This window comes from Mesorhizobium sp. M6A.T.Cr.TU.017.01.1.1, from assembly GCF_004023115.1.
Taxonomy (GTDB): domain Bacteria; phylum Pseudomonadota; class Alphaproteobacteria; order Rhizobiales; family Rhizobiaceae; genus Mesorhizobium; species Mesorhizobium mediterraneum.
On sequence record NZ_RZTA01000010.1, the window covers coordinates 1 to 18467 of the forward strand.

General features: G+C 63.1%; 16 protein-coding genes. 9 read left to right on the forward strand and 7 right to left on the reverse strand.

Annotated elements, in window-relative coordinates; all coding sequences use genetic code 11:
- Positions 1-551: 551 nt before the first annotated feature.
- Positions 552-1520: an adenosylcobinamide-phosphate synthase CbiB gene (gene cbiB / locus EOB36_RS04980; RefSeq protein ID WP_128284430.1), complete on the reverse strand. Its 969-nt coding sequence runs from the start codon at positions 1518-1520 to the stop codon at positions 552-554.
- Here cbiB and cobD point away from each other — a divergent pair.
- Positions 1519-2559, forward strand: coding sequence for a threonine-phosphate decarboxylase CobD (gene cobD / locus EOB36_RS04985; RefSeq protein WP_095486742.1), 1041 nt, complete (start codon positions 1519-1521; stop codon positions 2557-2559). The two genes, cbiB and cobD, sit on opposite strands and share 2 nt — an antisense overlap.
- A 116-nt stretch (positions 2560-2675) precedes the next feature.
- Entirely contained in the window at positions 2676-3185 is a 510-nt protein-coding gene (locus EOB36_RS04990) for a tyrosine phosphatase family protein (protein ID WP_095486741.1), read from the forward strand.
- A 58-nt stretch (positions 3186-3243) separates the two neighbouring features.
- Here the strand turns inward: EOB36_RS04990 and EOB36_RS04995 are convergent, their stop codons facing one another.
- The 3 genes from EOB36_RS04995 to EOB36_RS05005 form a co-directional block, all read right to left on the reverse strand.
- Positions 3244-3747 carry a GNAT family N-acetyltransferase gene (locus EOB36_RS04995; protein WP_095486740.1) on the reverse strand — a complete coding sequence of 168 codons (504 nt, stop codon included), beginning with the start codon at positions 3745-3747 and terminating at the stop codon, positions 3244-3246.
- A gap of 158 nt (positions 3748-3905) precedes the next feature.
- Positions 3906-4709: a creatininase family protein gene (locus EOB36_RS05000; protein WP_095486739.1), complete on the reverse strand. Its 804-nt coding sequence runs from the start codon at positions 4707-4709 to the stop codon at positions 3906-3908.
- An 83-nt stretch (positions 4710-4792) separates the two neighbouring features.
- Complete coding sequence (locus EOB36_RS05005; RefSeq protein WP_127205777.1) at positions 4793-5176, reverse strand: RidA family protein; 384 nt, start codon at positions 5174-5176, stop codon at positions 4793-4795.
- A gap of 253 nt (positions 5177-5429) precedes the next feature.
- Here EOB36_RS05005 and EOB36_RS05010 point away from each other — a divergent pair, with 253 nt between their 5' ends.
- The 7 genes from EOB36_RS05010 (at position 5430) to EOB36_RS05045 (ending at position 12372) form a co-directional block, all read left to right on the forward strand.
- Complete coding sequence (locus EOB36_RS05010) at positions 5430-6434, forward strand: ABC transporter substrate-binding protein (RefSeq protein ID WP_126106086.1); 1005 nt, start codon at positions 5430-5432, stop codon at positions 6432-6434.
- Between the two features lie 9 nt (positions 6435-6443).
- A complete protein-coding gene (locus EOB36_RS05015) occupies positions 6444-7274 on the forward strand; it encodes an ABC transporter ATP-binding protein (RefSeq protein ID WP_126106087.1) in 831 nt (276 codons plus the stop codon).
- Positions 7261-8112, forward strand: a complete 852-nt coding sequence (locus EOB36_RS05020; protein ID WP_126106088.1) for an ABC transporter permease — start codon at positions 7261-7263, stop codon at positions 8110-8112. The genes EOB36_RS05015 and EOB36_RS05020 overlap by 14 nt, the downstream gene beginning before the upstream one ends.
- A gap of 186 nt (positions 8113-8298) precedes the next feature.
- Positions 8299-9600 (forward strand): cytosine deaminase, encoded by a 1302-nt coding sequence (locus EOB36_RS05030; RefSeq protein WP_127205775.1) that lies wholly within the window; start codon positions 8299-8301, stop codon positions 9598-9600.
- Positions 9600-10997 carry an FAD-binding oxidoreductase gene (locus EOB36_RS05035; protein ID WP_095486733.1) on the forward strand — a complete coding sequence of 466 codons (1398 nt, stop codon included), beginning with the start codon at positions 9600-9602 and terminating at the stop codon, positions 10995-10997. Before EOB36_RS05030 ends, EOB36_RS05035 begins: the two co-directional genes overlap by 1 nt.
- 206 nt (positions 10998-11203) lie before the next feature.
- Complete coding sequence (locus EOB36_RS05040) at positions 11204-11785, forward strand: NAD(P)H-dependent oxidoreductase (RefSeq protein WP_095486732.1); 582 nt, start codon at positions 11204-11206, stop codon at positions 11783-11785.
- Entirely contained in the window at positions 11785-12372 is a 588-nt protein-coding gene (locus tag EOB36_RS05045) for an NAD(P)H-dependent oxidoreductase (RefSeq protein ID WP_126106090.1), read from the forward strand. Before EOB36_RS05040 ends, EOB36_RS05045 begins: the two co-directional genes overlap by 1 nt.
- A 1-nt stretch (position 12373) precedes the next feature.
- Here the strand turns inward: EOB36_RS05045 and EOB36_RS05050 are convergent, their stop codons facing one another.
- The 3 genes from EOB36_RS05050 to EOB36_RS05060 are packed head-to-tail and all read right to left on the reverse strand — an operon-like array spanning position 12374 to position 18464.
- The gene (locus tag EOB36_RS05050) at positions 12374-14833 is read right to left on the reverse strand and encodes an FAD-dependent oxidoreductase (RefSeq protein ID WP_164547178.1); all 2460 of its coding nucleotides are present in this window, start codon (positions 14831-14833) and stop codon (positions 12374-12376) included.
- Positions 14830-16011, reverse strand: a complete 1182-nt coding sequence (locus tag EOB36_RS05055; RefSeq protein WP_095486730.1) for a pyridoxal phosphate-dependent aminotransferase — start codon at positions 16009-16011, stop codon at positions 14830-14832. Before EOB36_RS05055 ends, EOB36_RS05050 begins: the two co-directional genes overlap by 4 nt.
- A complete protein-coding gene (locus EOB36_RS05060; protein ID WP_128284431.1) occupies positions 16011-18464 on the reverse strand; it encodes an FAD-dependent oxidoreductase in 2454 nt (817 codons plus the stop codon). The genes EOB36_RS05055 and EOB36_RS05060 overlap by 1 nt, the downstream gene beginning before the upstream one ends.
- Positions 18465-18467 lie beyond the last annotated feature (3 nt).

Genomic DNA, 18467 nt, shown 5'->3' on the forward strand with positions numbered 1-18467 from the left:
TACTGGCCGCCTGCGCTTACAATCTGCGCACCATGATTGGCGTCCTCTATCCACCCGATGAGAGGCGGACATGAGGGAGGAGTGCGTCCACAATCCGGCAGGATGGCTGCCTAAACCGACAAAGGCCCCGCAAGGGCCGCGGAAAACCGCTCTGCCGGCCTTCAAAAAGGCCCCCACTGACCACCGAACTCCACTTCGCTCCCCGTGCAAAGCCCTCCCTGTGGGAGAAGGTGGATTGGCGCGCAGCGCCAAGACGGTTGAGGGGTGCTGGCCGGAGCGCTGTTGGTGCCAAGCTGGAACACCCCTCATCCGGCCGCTTCGCGGCCACCTTCTCCCACAAGGGGAGAAGGGAAAGCCGCACGAAGCGGCTCGCCCCGGAATGGTAAGAGTGAGGGCAGCGCAAACCTGAAGCGATTGGCCACGTCGTGGCCCGAAATCAATTGCTTTGTGACGGCAGTTATGCTAGGAATTTATTCATGGTGCAGATTTGCGCCAGCGACCCGCCTTTGAGGCGGGTTTTTTTTTTTAGCCGATCTCGACCGAATTAAACGTCACGCAGCGATGACGATCGCCGACAGCAGGCCGAACAGCGCGATCAGCAGAAGGTCGGCCGTCCGGTAGAGTTTCAGCGCCCGCCTGATGTCGATGCTTTCCGCATCGCGGCGGCCGCCTTCGCCCATGAATGCATCGTCGACCATGACGCCGTCATAGGAACGCGGGCCGGCGAGCGCCAGGCCAAGCGCGCCGGCCATCGCTGCCTCAGGCCAGCCGGCATTGGGCGAGCGGTGCTTTTTCGCGTCGCGCTGCACGGTGCGCCAGGCGTTGCCGGCATCGGCGCCTTTGACGAAGAAAGAGGCAGCCACGATGAGCAGCGCGGTCAGCCGTGACGTCGGCAGGTTGATCAGATCGTCGAAGCGCGCCGCCGCCCGGCCGAAGGCCTCGTGGCGCGGCGTGCGGTGGCCGATCATCGAATCGGCGGTGTTGGCGGCCTTGTAGGCGACGCCGCCGGCCAAGCCGCCGACGCCGATCCAGAAGACGGGCGCGACGACGCCGTCGGAAAAATTCTCGGCCAGGCTTTCGATCGCCGCGCGGCAGACACCTGATCTGTCGAGCTTTTCCGGATCGCGGCCGACGATCCGCGAGACGGCAACACGGCCGATATCGAGTCCGCCATTGTCCAACCCGTCGGCCACCGCCTCGACATGCTCGGCCAGGCTCTTCTGCGACAGCAGCGACGTCGCCAGAATCGCCGTGAGGATCAATCCGGCTGGAATGCCCGAAAGCATGGTTTCAACTGCGAAAGCGATGGCGGCCGGCACCAGCACGATGATCAGCAGCGCATGAACACCGCGCCGGCGACGCAGGGCGTCGGAATCAGTATCGCGGTTGAGCCTGCGGTCGAGAAAGGATATCAGCCTGCCGAACCAGGTGACGGGATGGCCGATGGCGCCGAACAGCCAGGCCGGGTAGCCGACAGCGAATTCAACAACCAGTGACAGGAAAGCGATCAGGATCGACATGAAGTCTCTTGATGGAGCGGCGACAGTGGTGGATCACGGCGGAAGCCTTGGCCGGGCGAGGGCGCTTTTCCCGCACGCGCCACAACCCTTCGTCGACCTCTCGACCGGTATCAATCCGCACTCCTATCCGTTTTTCGAGTTGCCCGCCACCGCCCTGTCGAGATTGCCGGAAGCCGCGCGCGCCCGCGAGTTGGCCGACGTCGCGGCAAGCGCCTATGGCTCGCCATCGGCAGCGCATGTGATGTCGGCGCCTGGCACCCAGATCCTGTTGCCGCGCGTCGCCTCGCTGGCGAGCCCCGGTAAGGCGCTGGTGCTCGGGCCGACCTACGCCGAACATCAGCGGGCAGCGGCGATCGCCGGCCATGCTGTGATGGAGGTCGATGATTTCGAAGCCCTGGCAGGAGCCGACCTTGCCATCGTCGTTAACCCCAACAATCCAGACGGGCGCATCATCGAACGCAAGAAGCTGCTTGCGCTTGCGGGAAAATTGCGCGCCAGAGGCGGGTTGCTGGTCGTCGACGAGGCGTTCATGGATGTCGGTCCGCTGGGCGAAAGCCTGACCGGCGATGTCGAGCAAGGCGGCATCGTCGTATTGCGATCCTTCGGCAAGTTCTTTGGCCTCGCCGGGCTGCGGCTTGGCTTTGCACTGGCCGACACGCTGACGGTCGAGCGGCTGGAGGCGCAGTTCGGGCCATGGGCGGTCGCCGGACCGGCGCTCGAATATGGGATCCGCGCACTTGCCGACACCGGTTGGCAGGCCGAGATGCGACGCCGTTTGGCCGAGGATGCGGCGCGGCTCGATGCGCTGTTCGGCCGCTTCGGCGTGCCTGTCGCCGGCGGCACCACGCTGTTCCGCTATGTCAGGCTGACGGACGCCGCCGGCCTGTTTTCGGCACTTGGCGAGCGTGGCATCCTGCTTCGTCATTTCTCCGGCCGGCCGCATGTGCTGCGCGCCGGGCTGCCGGGTCCGGAGGAAGAATGGCAGCGGCTCGAATCGGCTCTTGCCGACTGGGCGCAACAGCGCGACGATAACGCCTAAAGCGCGTCGCATTTGAACGGATTCATGCGACGCGCTTTAAGTTCTTGTTTTTATGCATGTCGTTGTCGCAAAACCGCTGCGCACTTTTGCGCGACATGCATTAGGAGATCCAAGCAATGATCCATGTCTGTTCGCTGTCGAAGGTCGAGGAAACGGTCGCGAAAACCGGCGCCGAGCGGCTGCTTTCCCTGCTGGCTGCCGGTACCGAGGTGACGCGCCCGGCCTCGATCACCAGGGAAAACCATCTGCATCTGGTCATGCACGACATCGCCGTGGCGCAGGACGGCATGACCATGCCGGGCGAGGCGCATGTCCGCGGCCTGCTCGATTTCGCGCGGCAATGGGATCGTGCAAGGCCGCTGGTCGTGCATTGCTATGCCGGCATCAGCCGTTCGACGGCCTCGGCCTACATCATCGCGGCGGCATTGGCGCCGAAGCGCGACGAGGTCGAGTTGGCTGAGACGCTGCGGGCGCTATCGCCGACGGCGACGCCCAATCCGCGACTGATCGCAGTTGCCGACGCGCTGCTTGATCGCAACGGCCGCATGAGCCGCGCCATCGAGGCGATTGGGCGCGGCGCGGACGCCTTCGAAGGCACGCCGTTCGCGCTGAAGATCGACGGCTGATTCTGGTCAGAACCTGATCCATCCCGATCTGGATGGGCTGCGCCTGTTTTCATCCAAGCTATTTGATCACCCTTTCCATGTACCGCGTAGCTTCCTCCAAGCCCTTCGGTGCCGGTTCGAACGGTTCGCACTCTTGAAAGCCGAACTGGCGGTAAAGGGTGATTGCATTCGTCATGAATGAAACTGTCACTAGGTTCACCTTTTGGCACCTGGACTGCTCGATAGCATCGAGCGCCGTCGCAAGTAGGCGGGCGCCTACGCCTTTTCCTCGTTCTTCCGGACGCACGAAGAGCTTAATGATCTCGGCAACATCTCCATGACTGACGTAGCCGACGCAACCTAAGGCGACAGAGCCAGCCCGAGCGAGGTACATGCCTGTGCTGGGCGAGGTGCATTTCTCCAACAAGCTCGCGGCATCGTCAGAATAGTAGGCGGAAATCACATCTTCGGACGGAAGTCCGTGCACGCCGCATTGTGCAACGTCCCATTGGCCCATCTCCGCGATGAGTGCGCCGGCTTCATGGAAGTCAGCAAGGGTCAGTGCCTTTGTGACGACAACCATCGCGCACCCATGGATGTGAGACTAGAAGCAACCGGCGATACTTTGCTTTACGCACGGTCTGGAAACTAGCGCCATCAAAAGTGGCTGTCTGCCTTGAACCTCAAGCGCGGCGTGTGCAGAAATCCGCATTTTGGCTCACCTTGACCTGAGAAACACCCCTAGGCCAGCCAATCGACCAGCTTGGCCTTGCGCAAATCCTTCAGCAGGCTGATGAATCCGTCGGCCTGATGGATGGCGGTAAGCCTGCCCTTTTCGGCCGTTGCAATGCTGGCATCGCCGACCACGCCGTTCGGGTTGAGATCGGTAGCGATCCAGGCGAAGGCGTGCGTTCCGGTGTGGCGCAGCAGCGAAAATTCCTTTTCGGCGCGGGCGACGTTGGACACGAAATTGTCGGCCTTTGCCATGTCGACCAGATCCGGCCGGAAATGCAGCATCAGCGAGGTCTCGACATCGCCGCCATGAATGCCCTGGCGGTCCTCAAGCGCGGTATACATGCCGGCCGGCCGGCCAAAGCGCTGCCAACTCGTCTTCACCGCCAGCATCTTTGCACGCACGCGCAATTCGCGCGTGATGATGCCCATGATCTCCTCGTTGCCGCCATGCGAGTTCACGACGATCAGTTTCCTGATGCCGGCGCGCGCTATCGACAGGCCAAGCTCGGTCCAGGCCTCGATCAAGGTCGCCGCCGGCAGAGTGAGGGTCCCCGGCGCATGCAGGTGCTCGTTCGACTTGCCCACCGCCTGGACGGGTAGGATGCGGATGTCGAGATCACCCGGCAGGCGGGCGATCATCGTGTCGAGCATGCCGATCATGATCGAGGTGTCGGTCGAAACCGGCAGATGCGGCCCGTGCTGTTCGATCGCTGCCACCGGCAGAACGGCGATCGTCGCCTCCGGGTCGATGGTGGCGTATTCGGTGGTCCGATAGTCGCCCCACCACACGCGTCTTTTCGCAACGGTCATGTTATGCCTTTTTCGACAGACTGGCCTTTTCGATAGGCCGGCCTCTTCGATGCAGACCTAGCGCGGGAAGGATCGCCTGTCGATCACCCTGCCGCGATGACCTCGATCTCGACCTTGAATTCCGGCCGGGCGAAACCGGACACGATCATCAGCGTCGAGGCGGGCGCCGGGCTGGTGAACAGGCGGTCGCGGACGTCCATATAGGGCCTGAGGAAAGCGCGGTCGGTAACATAGGCGTTGATGCGGACGATGTCTTGAATTCCGAGCCCAGCCTCGCCGAGGATCGCCGCTATGTTTTGGAAACAGAGTTCGGCCTGGGCGCCAGCATCCTCCGGGATTTGATCATCCACCGTGATGGCGACCTGTCCCGAGCACAACACCAGCCTCTTGCCCGGAGGCACCTCGACGCCATGACTATAGCGGGCGAAGGGCGGCTTGATCGATTTCGGCGTGAGGAATTTGAACATGACGATCTCCAGTCTCCGCCAGCCTAAAGCGGGATTGGTGGCCCCTTCAAGATGCAGTGCATGCTATCAGGGCGATTGTGGACAGGCGTTCAAAAAATAGGCACGATGCCTCCGGTACAGCATGACCAGTCCGGCCTTCGCGCACCACCGTGGCGCAAGCGGGCGGTCCCGGCGATGGCATGTGTCTTGCTTCTTGAATCGATGGTGTCGAGCCCGGCGCGTGACGCGCCCGAGCCAACAAAGGGTGGTGTGGATGGACGGAAACCTTAAGATTTCGGCTGGTGCGATCGTGCTGGTTGCCGCGAGCACGCTGAGCGCGGCAGCAAATGAGAAGGTCACCTTCGGCACCAACTGGCTCGCCCAGGCCGAGCACGGCGGCTACTATCAGGCGGCCGCTGATGGCACCTATGCCGCTTGCGGGCTCGACGTAACGATCATGCAAGGTGGCCCGCAGGTCAGCGGTCGGCCGCTGTTGCTCGCCGGCAAGATCGACTTCTACATGGGCGGCAACATGCTGCAGGCTTTCGACGCCGTGCAGCAGGAGATTCCGCTGCGCGTGGTCGCTGCCTCCTTCCAGAAAGAACCGCAGGTGATCATGGCCCATCCGGGTCAAGGGCTCGACAAATGGGAGGATCTGAAGAACGCGGACCAGTACATCATCGCTGACGAAGGTGCACAGAGCTTCTTCCAATGGATGGTAACGGAATTCGGCTTCGATCCGGCCAAGCGCGTGCCCTACACCTTCAACCCCGCACCTTTCATCGCCAATCCAAAATCGATCCAGCAAGGCTACGTGACGTCGGAGCCCCATGCCGTCGCCAAGGAAGGCGGCTTCCAGCCCAATTTGTTCCTGCTCGCCGACTACGGCTTCGACACCTATGCGACGACGATCGAGACCATGCAGGCCACGATCGACAAGCGGCCGGAGGTGGTTCAGTGCTTCGTCGATGGCTCGGCCAAGGGCTGGTACAACTATCTCTACGGCGACAACGCTGCCGCCAACGCGGCGATCAAGAAGGATAACCCCGACATCAGCGACGAACAGATCGCGTTTTCGATCGAGCAGATGAAGAAATTCGGCATCGTCGATTCCGGCGACACGGAAAAACTCGGCATCGGCGCGATGACCGACGCGCGCATCCAGAGCTTCTACGACAAGATGGTCAAGGCCAAGGTCGTGCCGGCCGATATAGACATCAAGAAGTCCTACACGCTGGCTTTCGTCAACAAGGGCGTCGGGATCGACCTGAAGAAATAGCACCCGGGCATGATGCAGGAGAAAGTGGCGCAAGCGCCGGCGAGCGCATCGGGCACGGGTCCGATGCTGTTGGCGCTGCGCGGCGTCGGCAAGGTCTTTTCCAACGGTGTGACAGCGCTCAGCGCCGTCGACCTGACGATCCGGGAAGGCGATTTCCTCAGCCTTCTCGGGCCCTCCGGCTGCGGCAAGTCGACGGCGCTGCGGCTGATTGCCGGCCTGTCGACGCCGACCTCCGGCCTGCTCGACTGGCGCGGCAGCAGCTCTGTCGATCGCTCTGACATCGGCTTCGTCTTCCAGGAGCCGACGCTGCTACCCTGGGCCGATGTCTTCGACAATATCTGGCTGCCGCTGCGGCTGAAGGGCGTGTCGCGGGCCAAGGCTGCGCCTGTCGTGATGGAGATGCTGGCGCGGGTTCACCTGACCGGGTTCGAGAACGCGGTGCCGCGCGAGCTTTCCGGCGGCATGAAGATGCGCGTCTCGATCGCCCGCGCCATGGTGACCAAGCCGCGCGTTCTGCTGATGGACGAGCCGTTCGCAGCACTGGACGAGATCACCCGCTTCAAGCTCAACAACGATCTTCTGGAGCTATGGCAGGACGAGCGTTTCACCGTCGTCTTCGTTACCCATAGCGTCTTTGAAAGCGTTTTCCTCTCCAACCGCGTCGTGGTCATGGCGGCGCGACCGGGCCGGGTGTTCAAAGAACTCGCCATCGATGCGCCCTATCCGCGCAACGAGACCTTCCGTACCTCGCCCGACTATGCCGCGCTCTGCCGCCAGGCATCCGATGTGCTGATCGGCGCCATCAACTCAACCGCCGGACCCCATCATGACGGCCATTGAAGAACACGCACTGACGCTCGACCCCGAGGAGGCGCGTCGCGTGCGCCAGGAGCGGCTCGAGCAGATCGGCCGATGGGTGCTGCCGCTGGCGATCATGATCCTGGCGATCTGGCTGTGGGATCGAATCTGCGTCTGGAACGACATTCCGAAATATATCCTGCCGCGCCCCGGTGTGGTGCTGCAAACGCTGTTCGACGATGCCGGGCTGCTGTTCTCCTCGCTGCTGGTGACGCTCAAGATCACCTTCCTCAGCCTGCTTCTGGCCGTCATCGGCGGTGTCGGGCTGGCGGTGCTGTTCGCGCAATCGAAATGGGTGGAGATGTCGTTCTTCCCGTTTGCCATCGTCCTGCAGGTGACGCCGATCGTCGCGATCTTCCCGCTGATCAACATCTATGTCGACAACCAGACGACGAAGCTTCTGCTGTGTGCCTGGATCGTCGCCTTCTTCCCGATCCTGTCCAACACCACACTCGGCCTCAATTCCGTCGACCGCAATCTGCGCGACATGTTCAAGCTCAACGGCGCGACCCGCTGGCAGCAATTGCGTTATCTCAGGCTGCCGGCGGCGATGCCCTATTTTCTCGGTGGGCTGAAGATCGCCGGCGGCCTGTCGCTGATCGGCGCGGTGGTGGCGGAGTTCGTCGCCGGGGCCACCGGCCAGTCGTCGGGGCTTGCCTCGCGCATCATCGAGGCCGGCTACCGGCTCAACGCACCGCGGCTGTTCGCGGCGCTGATCCTGATCTCGTTCACCGGCATTCTGATCTTCCTGGTGCTGTCGCTGATCTCGCATCTCATTTTGCGGCGCTGGCATGAAAGCGCGCTGAAGCAGGAGCGGTAAGGTGGGTGAAATGTCTGCGCGAAACACCCCCCTCTGTCCTGCCGGACATCTCCCCCTCAAGGGGGGAGATCGGCTGCATGTTTTGTTTTCGCCAATCTCGGACGCGGCAAAGGAAGCGCCTCGGTCGAAGCTGCCAATCTCCCCCCTTGAGGGGGAGATGTCCGGCAGGACAGAGGGGGGTAAGGCTTGATACCGGCCTCTGGTTCTTATCATCTTGCGAACGTCCGACTTCATGCGTCACTGACGCCGGGCCTTGCCGCAGCCTTCGACGCCGACGGGTTTGCGCTCGCCAATATCGCCGTCGCCGACGGCAGGATTTCCAGCGTCGTCGCGCATCGCCAGTCCAATACACCGGCAGGCACGATCGACCTCGGCGGCCGCATCGTCATGCCGTGCTTTGTCGACTGCCACACCCATATCGACAAGGGCCATATCTGGCCTCGAAAACCCAATCCCGACGGCACGTTCATGGGCGCGCTGAATGCCACCGGCGCTGACCGCGCTGCCCGTTGGAGCGCGGACGATGTTGCCCGCCGCATGGATTTTTCGCTGCGTTCAGCGTACGCGCACGGCACCAAAGGCCTGCGCACCCATCTCGACAGCGTCGCGCCGCAGGAGGAGATCTCCTGGCCGGTGTTCGAGACGATGCGGGAGCAATGGCGCGGCCGCATCGAGCTGCAGGCGGCCTGTCTGCTCGGCATCGAAGGCGTGCGCGACGGGAAATGGTTCGAAGGATTGGCCAAACGCGTCGCCGCGGCCAAGGGCGTGCTCGGCGTCGTCACCTACATGCTGCCGGACCTGGAAGAGCTTCTCGACCAGGTGTTTGCGCAGGCGATCAAGCATGGCCTCGACCTCGATTTCCATGCCGACGAGACCGACGCCGCCTCGGCGATCTCGCTGAAGAAGATCGCCGAGGCGGCACTATGGAACGGTTTTGAGGGAAACATCCTTGTCGGCCATTGCTGCTCGCTGGCACGCCAGCCCGATCTCGATGTGCTGGACACGCTGGACAAGGTGGCGAAGGCGCGGCTCGCCGTGGTGTCGCTGCCGATGTGCAATCTCTATCTGCAGGACCGGCGGGCTGATAACACCACGCCGCGCTGGCGCGGCGTGACGCTGCTGCACGAGATGAAGGCGCGCGGCATTCCAGTGGCCGTCGCCTCCGACAACACCCGGGACCCGTTCTACGCCTATGGCGATCTCGACATGCTGGAGGTCTACCGCATGGCGACGCGTATCCTGCATTTCGATCACCCGGTCGGCGATTGGCCGCAAGCGGTGACTTCGACGCCGGCCAAGGTGATGCGGCTCGATGGTTTCGGCATGCTTGCCGCAGGCAGCGCGGCCGACTTCGTCGTCTTTAGGGGGCGGAGCTGGACGGAATTGCTGTCGCGGCCCGAATCGGATCGCATCGTGGTGCGCGATGGCCGCGCCATCGAGCGCCACTTGCCCGACTATGCCGAACTCGACGAGCTGATGGTGAAATGATGGACATTTCGGCACTGAAGCGCGACCTCGACGGTCTGAAGATCGACGACCATCCGGCGATCGTCCAGCAGAAGAGCCGCGATTTCTACTGGTACAGCCCGGTGCTGAAGCAGCAGCTCGACCATGTGACCGGCGACCTGATCGTGACGCCGAAGACGGAAGACGAGGTGATCCGCGTGCTCGCCGCCTGTCACCGGCATGGCATTCCGGTGACGCCGCGCGGCAGCGGCACCGGCAATTATGGGCAGGCTATGCCGCTGTCCGGCGGCGTCGTGCTCAACCTTGCCGAGATGAATACGATCAAGACGATTGCGCCGGGCCGCGTCGTGACCGGGCCGGGTGCCGTGCTTGCCGACATCGACAGAGCGACGCGGGCGCATTCCGGACAGGAGCTTCGGATGTCGCCGTCAACCTACAACACGGCGAGTATAGGCGGCTTTGTCGCCGGCGGTTCAGGCGGCATTGGCTCGATCCGCTGGGGCGGGCTGCGCGACCTCGGCAATGTCATCAGGCTCAGGACCGTGACGATGGAGGCGGAGCCTCGCATCATGGATCTTACCGGCGAGGAGGTGCTGAAGGTCATGCATGCCTACGGCACCAACGGCATCATCACCGAGGTCGAGATGCCGCTGACCGCAAGCTACGACTGGATCGATGTCATAGTCGGCTTCGACGATTTCATGGATGCAGCCGGTTTCGGCAATGGTCTTGCCATCCAGGATGGCATTCTGGCGAAACTGATCACGCCGATCGCCGCTCCGATCCCCTATGACTATTTCAAGCGGCACCAGAAATTCTTCCGGCGCGAGCAAAGCATCGTCGTCTGCATGATCGCGTCGCATGCGATGGATGCCTTTGTCGCCCTCACCGCACGCAGCAAGGGCGAGATCGTCTTCCGCGCCGACAAGGAGGCCGATCTCAAAGGCCTGCCGCCGGCCTATGAGCTGACCTGGAACCACACGACGCTGCGTGCCATCAGGGTCGACTCGACGATTACTTATCTGCAGACCCGCTATCCCTCGCCGGATCACCTCGCTTACGTCAAGGCGATGATCGATCGCTTCGGCGACGAGGTGCCGACGCATCTCGAATTCATCCGCTTCGATGGCGCGATCGGCGTGGCCGGACTGCCGCTGGTCCGCTTCACGACAGCGGAGCGGCTCGACGAGATCATCCGCATCCATGAAGACAATGGCTGCTGGGTCTTCAATCCGCACCGCTACACGCTGGAAGAGGGCGGCATGAAGCAGACGGACGAGGTGCAGCTCGCCTTCAAGCGCGAGACCGATCCGCAAGGGCTGCTCAATCCCGGCAAGATGATCGCCTGGGAAAACCCGGACTACGACTATCGCTCGGGCAAGTCGTTCCTGTTCAAGGGGTTGGAGAAGGCGGGTTGAACGATGACGAGCGTGTGGCGCTGTACCCCCCTCTGGCCTGCCGGCCATCTCCCCCTCAAGGGGGGAGATTGGCAGTTTCTACGCCTCGATCCCCTTGCCGCGTTGGTGTTTGGCAAAACCGATGGTGACGGCCAATCTCCCCCCTTGAGGGGGAGATGCCCGGCAGGGCAGAGGGGGGTGCCTCGCGCCAACCTGCGAGCACTTCAATGAAAATCCTCGTGCTCTACGCCCATCCGGTCGAGGCCAGCTTCAATGCCGGTTTGCACAAGGTGATCGTCGAGCGGCTGACGGCCGCTGGCCATGCCGTCGACGATTGCGACCTCTATGCCGAGAATTTCGATCCCAGGCTGACGCGCGCCGAACGGGTCAGCTATCACGACGAGCGCGGCGCCGCTGATCCGGCGGCCGCTTATATCGAGAGGCTGCAAAAGGCCGAGGCGCTGGTGCTGTCATTCCCGGTGTGGAACTACGGCTATCCGGCGATCCTGAAGGGGTTCTTCGACCGCGTTTTCCTGCCTGGCGTGTCGTTCAAGCTGGTCGACGGCAAGGTGAAGCCGTCGCTGCACAACATCCGCAAGCTGGCGGCGGTCACCACCTATGGCGGCAGCCGGCTCCATGCAATGCTGATGAGCGACCCGCCGCGAAAGCTGGTCAAGCGTGTGTTGCGCGCCACGGTCAAGCCAGGCGCCTCCGTTTCCTATCTCGCGCATTACTCGATGAACCTGTCGACCGATGAAACGCGGAAAAGATTCATGGCGAAGGTCGCCGCCAGCATGGATGCCTTCTGATGCGGGTCCTGGTGGTTTACTGCCATCCTGTGCCCGAAAGCTTTTGCGCCGCGATCCGGGATAGTGCCATCGAGGTGCTGAAGGCGAGGGGCTGGGAGGTGCGGCTGCTCGACCTCTATGCGGAGAATTTCAATCCGGTCATGGGCTGCGGCGAGCGACGCTCCTACAATGAGCATGCCCCGCAGGACCCGGCGCTCAAGCCGCACATCGACCACCTAAACTGGGCCCAGGCAATCCTCTTCATCTATCCGACATGGTGGTACGGGCTGCCGGCAATGCTGAAGGGGTGGCTAGACCGGGTCTGGGCGACCGACGTCGCCTTTAAGCTACCAGCGGGCAAAGGACGGATTCAGTCGCTGATGAGGCATGTGACGAAGATCGGGGTGATCACGACCTGCGGCGCGCCGACCTGGTGGAGCGTCGTCGTCGGACAGCCGGGACGCAAGACAATCCTGCGCGGCATGCGGGCGCTCTGCGCCACCCGCTGCAAGACGTTCTTTCTGGCCCACTACCTGATGGACGCGTCGACGCCAAAGACGAGGGCGGCATTTCTGGAGAAAGGAAGAAAGAAGCTGGAGCGCTTCTGAGCTACATCCGCACTCGTTCCGCTTTCGGATCGTACATCGGCTTCAGCGACACTTCGGCGGCGAAGCGCTCGCCGGCGATCTCGATCTCGTAGGACGACGACAGCACATCCGCCTCGCTCTCGCCCTGGCAAGGCACGTAGCCGAGCCCAACGGCGCCGCCGAGATGGTGGCCGTAATTTCCCGAGGTGACCGGGCCGACAATCTTGCCGTCGCGCAGGATCGCCTCATTGTGGAAGAGCAGCGGCTCAGGGTCTCTCAGGCGGAACTGCACCAGGCGCCGGTTCAATCCGGTCTCTTTCTTCCTCAGCACGGCATCGCGGCCGAGAAAATCTCCTTTGCCGGCCTTCACCGCGAAGCCGAGGCCCGCCTCCAGCACATTGTCTTCGTCGGTGATGTCGTGGCCGAAATGCCGGAAGGCCTTTTCGATGCGGCAGGAATCCAGGGTGTGCAGACCGCAGAGTTTTAGGCCGACGTCGGCGCCAGCCTCAGCTATTGCCTCGAAGACATGGGCGGCCTGGTCGGTCGAGACATAAAGCTCCCAGCCGAGCTCGCCGACATAGGTGACGCGGTGAGCACGGGCCAGTCCCATGCCGATTTCAATCTCCTGAAACGTGCCGAATGGATTGGTTTCGTTGGAGAAATCGTTCGGGCTCAGCTTTTGAATCAATTTTCGCGAGTCCGGCCCCATCAGGCAGAGAACGGCTTCTGCAGCGGTCACATCGGTGATGACGACGAATTCATCGGTGAGGTGCTTGCGCAGCCAGGCCAGGTCGCGCTGCAGCGTCGCGCCGGGCACGACGAGGAAGTACGCCGTTTCCGACAGCCGCGAGACGGTGAGGTCGCTCTCGATGCCGCCGCGCTGGTTGAGCATCTGGGTGTAGATGATCTTGCCCGGCGCCACGTCCATGTCGTTGGCGCAAAGCTTCTGCAGCAATGCACAGGCGTCGCGGCCCTCGACACGGATCTTGCCGAACGAGGTCATGTCGAACAGGCCGACGCCGTTTCGGACCGCCAGATGTTCCTCGCGCTGGTTGTCGAACCAGTTCTGCCGCTTCCAGGAATAGCGGTATTCGTGCTCCTGGCCTTCGCGGGCGAACCAGTTGGCGCGTTCCCAGCCGGCGACTTCGCCGAACACCGCGCCGCGCGCCTTCAGATGTTCGTGTAGGGGAGAGCGTCTCACGTTCCGTGAAGTCGCCATCTGGCGGTACGGGAAATGGTCGGCGTAGAGCAGGCCGAGCGTCTCGGAGACGCGCTCTCTGAGGTAACGGCGGTTCTTCTGGAACGGCTGGGCGCGGCGGATATCGACCTCCCACAGATCGAAGGGTGCCTCGCCATCGTTGATCCATTGCGCCAGGGCCATGCCGGCGCCGCCGGAGGAGACGATGCCGATGGAATTATAGCCGGTCGCCATCCAATAGCCGGAAAGCTCCGGCGCCTCGCCGAGATAGTAGCGATCGTCGGGCGTAAAACTCTCGGGACCGTTGAAGAAGGTGTGGATGCCGGCGCTGGCCAGCATCGGCATGCGGTTGACGCCCATTTCGAGGATCGGCTCGAAATGCTCGAAATCCTCGGGCAACTGGTCGAAGCAGAAATCCTCACGGATGCCATCCATGCCCCAAGGCTTGGCCACCGGCTCGAAGGCACCGAGCATCATCTTGCCGGCATCTTCCTTGTAGTAGGCGCATTCGTCCGGCACGCGCAGCACCGGCAGCCGGGTGAGGCCGGGGATCGGCTCGGTGACGAGATAAAAATGCTCGCAGGCATGCAGCGGGATGGTGACGCCGTTCTGGCGCCCGAGCTCGCGCGCCCACATGCCGGCGCAGTTGACGACGACATCGGCCTCGATCATGCCTTGCTCGTCGCCTTGCGCCCAGGAAACGCCGGTGACGCGGCCGGCCCTAGTGTGGACCTTGGTGACCTTCACGTTCTCGACGATGGTCGCACCGCGCTGGCGCGCGCCCTTGGCCAGCGCCATGGCGATGTTGGCGGGATCGCACTGGCCGTCGAGCGGCAGATGCACGGCGCCGACCACGTCGGAAATGTTGAGATGCGGATACATCTCCTTGACTTCACCAGGCGAAATCTCGCGCACGTCGACGTCGAAGGCGCGGGCGAGAGACGCCTGCCTATAGATCTCGTGCTTGCGCTCCTCGGTCAGCGCCACGGTGATCGAGCCGACCTGGCGCATGCCGGTGCCGACATCGGTCTCGGCTTCCAGCTTGACGTAGAGGTCGGCCGAATATTTCGCCAGCCGCGTCATGTTCTGCGAGCCGCGCAACTGGCCGATCAGGCCGGCGGCGTGCCATGTCGTGCCCGATGTCAGCTGCTTTCGTTCGAGCAGCACGATATCGGTCCAGCCGAGCTTGGCCAGATGGTAGGCGACCGAGCAGCCGGAGACACCGCCGCCGATAATGACAGCCCTTGCTTTGGGAGGAATGGTTTTGGCGGGCAGGGCGCTCATGCAGCCTCACGGCGATAGCTGGAAGCAAAACGGCGCAAGCGAAGGGCTGCTTCCAAAAGCACCGCCTCGGGCTGGCAGAGGCTGACGCGAATATGGCCGGCGGCCGCCTCGCCGAAGCTTGAGCCGGGCATCACGCCGACCTTTTCCTTGTCGAGGAGAGCCCAGGCGAACTTCTCGTCGTCGGGCTCGAGAGCCGATATGTCGAGCATGACATACATGCCGCCTTCGGAACCGCGCACGGTGACGTTGTTCATGCCGCGCATGGCATCGAGGACGACGCTGCGCCTTGCAGCATAGCGTTCGGCAATCTCCGTGACGCCGTAGCCGTTTTCCAGCGCCTCGGCGCAAGCGAGGCTGATGAAGGCCGGCAAACCATAGGTCGTCACCAGATTGAGGTTGATCAGCAGCGAGATCATCGTTTCGGGGCCGGTCAGCCAGCCCATGCGCCAGCCGGTCATGCCATGGCTCTTGGACATCGAGTTGATGACGAGCGTGCGCTCGGCCATGCCGGGCAGGGCGCGGGGCGAGATATGCTCGCCACCACCCAGCGTCCAGTAGACCTCGTCCGACAGCAGCCAGAGGTCATGCTCGCGGCAGATCTGCGCCAGCTCTTCAAGATGCTGCCGCGAATAGACGGCGCCGGTCGGATTGTTCGGTGTGTTGATGAGGATGGCCCGCGTGTTCGGGCGAAGGGCGGCGCGGATCATGTCCGCGCGGGGTTGGAAACCATCCTCGGCCGGCGTCTCGACGACAGTGAATTCCGCGCCCGCCGCACTGAAGGTGTTTGGATAGGTGGCGTAATAGGGCGCGACCACGATGGCGTGGTCGCCCTGGTCGAGCACGGCCTGCACGGCAGCGTAGAGTGCCGCCTGTCCACCCTGCGTGGCGATGACCTGGTCGGGGCTGGTTGGGACGCCGGTGCAGGCGGTCGAGGCTGCCGCCATCGCCTTGCGCAGGCGCGGAATGCCGGGAAGCGGGGTGTAGTGGTGGTTGCTGGCGCGAACCGCTGTCACGCAGGCTTCGATGGTTTGGCCCGGCGCATCGAAATCATGGTCGCCGACCGACAGCATGATGATGTCCTCGCCGGCCTCCTTGCGTGCCCAGGCAGCGGAATGAACCTCCCAGCCATCCTTGCCGGAAGGCACGATGCCGGAAATACGCGATGATGGTCTGGGCATTATGCTCTTAGCCTCTCGTTCTTCGGATCCCACAGCGGCTTGTCGTTCTGTACGACCGCCGTGAAGCGCTCGCCAAAGATTTCAACCTCGACCGTGGTTCCCGGCTCGGTGAGGTCGGCGCGCAGCATGCCGAGCGCGATCGATTTGTCGATGCGATGACCCCAGCCGCCGGATGTTGTCTCGCCGACGATCTCGCCGTCATGCCACAGCGTCGACATGGTGGGCGCATCGCAGTCGCCGGGGTTTTCGACGACCAGCGTGACGAAGCGTTTCTTCACGCCCTGCTGCTTCTCGTTCTGCAACGCCGCCTTGCCGCGAAAATCCGGCTTGTCCCATTTGACGAAGCGCTCCAGCCCGCCCTGCAGGATCGAGTAGTCGGTCGACAGGTCTCCCTTCCAGGCGCGATAGCCTTTTTCGAGCCGCAGCGAATCCAGCGCGTACATGCCGAACGGCTTCAGGCCATGCTTCTGCCCGGCCGCCCAGACGGCATCGAAGATCGCGGCGGTGTCGTCGATCTTGGTGTGGATTTCCCAGCCGAGTTCGCCAGCGAAGGACACACGCACCAGCCTCGCCCAGCGGCCTGCGATTGTCGTTTCCTGATGCGTCAGCCAGGGCAGAGCAAGGTCGGCGGCGCAGATATCGGCGAGGATTTTTCGCGAGTTGGGTCCGGCGAGGATCTGCGTGAAATATTCCTCTGTGCGATCGATCAGCTTGAATGTCGCATGCTTCGGCATGCGTGATTTCAGCCACTCGAAATCGTGCCACTGCGCCACCGCGGCGGTTATCAGCGTCATCAGATTCTCGTCGTGGCGCACCACCGACATTTCGGTGACGATGCGGCCCTTGTCGTCGGCAAAATAGACAAGGCCGATGCGGCCGGGTTTCGGCACGATGCCGGTGACCTGCTGGCTCAGCCATTCGGCAGCGCCTGGACCGTCGAGGTTGAAGCGGGAAAAACCAGGCAGGTCCAAAATGCCGGCGGCGTCGCGCACAGCGAGGCATTCTTCGCGGACGCGATGCTGCCAAGGCCCGTCGCGGCGGAAGGTCAGCGTCGCGGCTTCCGAGACGTCGTCGCCGGCTTGCGCGTACCAAGTGGCGCGCTCCCAGCCATTATAGGCGTCAAAGCAGGCGCCGAGCGCCTTGATGCGATCGTGGATCGGCGACAGTTTACGGTCGCGTCCAGCCGGCCAGGCATGGCGCGGGAATTGGATGGCGTATTCGTTGCCGTAGATCTCCATGCCCTTGGCGATGCAGTAATCCGGGGCCGAGGCAAAGCTGGTGAAGCGGCGCGGATCGCAGGACCACATGTCCCATTCGGTCTGACCCTCCGTCACCCATTCGGCCAGCACCTTGCCGGCGCCGCCGCCCTGAGCGATGCCGAAGGTGAAGACGCAGGCCTCGAAGGCGTTGGGCACGCCGGGCATCGGGCCGATCAGCGGGTTGCCGTCCGGCGCGTAGGGGATCGGGCCGTTGATGACTTTTGACAGGCCGGCGGTGCCGAGGACAGGCACGCGGGCGACGGCATCGGCCAGATAGTCCTCCAGCCGGTCGAGATCGTCGGGGAACAGCTGGAACGAAAAATCATCGGGCATCGGATCATTGTGGCCGACCCAATGCGCACGGCAATTGCGCTCGTAGGGGCCGAGATTCATGCCGTTCTTTTCCTGGCGCAGATAGTAGGAGGTGTCGACATCGCGCAGCAGCGGCAGTTTCTTGCCTTGCTCCTTCGACCATGCGGCCAGTTCGGGGATTTCCTCGAACAGGATATATTGATGGCTCATCACCATCATCGGCACGTCGCGGCCGAACATCCTGCCGACTTCGGCCGCACGGTAGCCGGCGGCGTTGACGACGATCTCGCAGCGGATCTCGCCTTGCGCAGTCTCGACCACCCACTCGTCCTTCTCGCGACGCACGCCGGTGACCGGACAGAAACGGATGATCTTCGCACCCATGTCGCGGGCGCCCTTGGCCAGCGCCTGGGTCAGCTGCGCCGGGTCGATATCGCCGTCGCTCGGATCGTAGAGCGCGCCCTTCAGCTCATGCGTTTCGATGAACGGGTAGCGGCGCTTGATCTCGTCGAGCCCGACCACGTCGATGTCCATGCCCTGATAGCAGCCCATGCCCTTGGCGCGCTGGAACTCCTGCATGCGCTCGGCCGTATGGGCCAGCCTGAGCGAGCCGGTGACGTGGTAGTTCATGGGATAGCCGACCGCATCGGCCAGCCCGCGATAAAGCTCGGTCGAATAGCGCTGCATGTTCATCAGCGACCACGACGAGGAGAAGGTCGGCACGTTGCCGGCCGCATGCCAGGTCGAGCCGGAAGTGAGCTCGTTCTTCTCCAGGAGCACGCAGTCGGTCCAGCCCGCCTTGGCGAGATGGTAGAGCGAGGAGGCGCCGACGACACCGCCTCCGATGATCACCACACGTGCCGTGGTCGGCAAACCGGCCATGTT

Coding starts and splice junctions, on each gene's coding strand:
- cobD (WP_095486742.1), top strand. CDS start 1,519: ATGAAGTCTCTTGATGGAGCGGCGACAGTGGTGGATCACGGCGGAAGC.
- cbiB (WP_128284430.1), bottom strand. CDS start 1,520: ATGTCGATCCTGATCGCTTTCCTGTCACTGGTTGTTGAATTCGCTGTC.
- EOB36_RS04990 (WP_095486741.1), top strand. CDS start 2,676: ATGATCCATGTCTGTTCGCTGTCGAAGGTCGAGGAAACGGTCGCGAAA.
- EOB36_RS04995 (WP_095486740.1), bottom strand. CDS start 3,747: ATGGTTGTCGTCACAAAGGCACTGACCCTTGCTGACTTCCATGAAGCC.
- EOB36_RS05000 (WP_095486739.1), bottom strand. CDS start 4,709: ATGACCGTTGCGAAAAGACGCGTGTGGTGGGGCGACTATCGGACCACC.
- EOB36_RS05005 (WP_127205777.1), bottom strand. CDS start 5,176: ATGTTCAAATTCCTCACGCCGAAATCGATCAAGCCGCCCTTCGCCCGC.
- EOB36_RS05010 (WP_126106086.1), top strand. CDS start 5,430: ATGGACGGAAACCTTAAGATTTCGGCTGGTGCGATCGTGCTGGTTGCC.
- EOB36_RS05015 (WP_126106087.1), top strand. CDS start 6,444: ATGATGCAGGAGAAAGTGGCGCAAGCGCCGGCGAGCGCATCGGGCACG.
- EOB36_RS05020 (WP_126106088.1), top strand. CDS start 7,261: ATGACGGCCATTGAAGAACACGCACTGACGCTCGACCCCGAGGAGGCG.
- EOB36_RS05035 (WP_095486733.1), top strand. CDS start 9,600: ATGGACATTTCGGCACTGAAGCGCGACCTCGACGGTCTGAAGATCGAC.
- EOB36_RS05040 (WP_095486732.1), top strand. CDS start 11,204: ATGAAAATCCTCGTGCTCTACGCCCATCCGGTCGAGGCCAGCTTCAAT.
- EOB36_RS05045 (WP_126106090.1), top strand. CDS start 11,785: ATGCGGGTCCTGGTGGTTTACTGCCATCCTGTGCCCGAAAGCTTTTGC.
- EOB36_RS05050 (WP_164547178.1), bottom strand. CDS start 14,833: ATGAGCGCCCTGCCCGCCAAAACCATTCCTCCCAAAGCAAGGGCTGTC.
- EOB36_RS05055 (WP_095486730.1), bottom strand. CDS start 16,011: ATGCCCAGACCATCATCGCGTATTTCCGGCATCGTGCCTTCCGGCAAG.
- EOB36_RS05060 (WP_128284431.1), bottom strand. CDS start 18,464: ATGGCCGGTTTGCCGACCACGGCACGTGTGGTGATCATCGGAGGCGGT.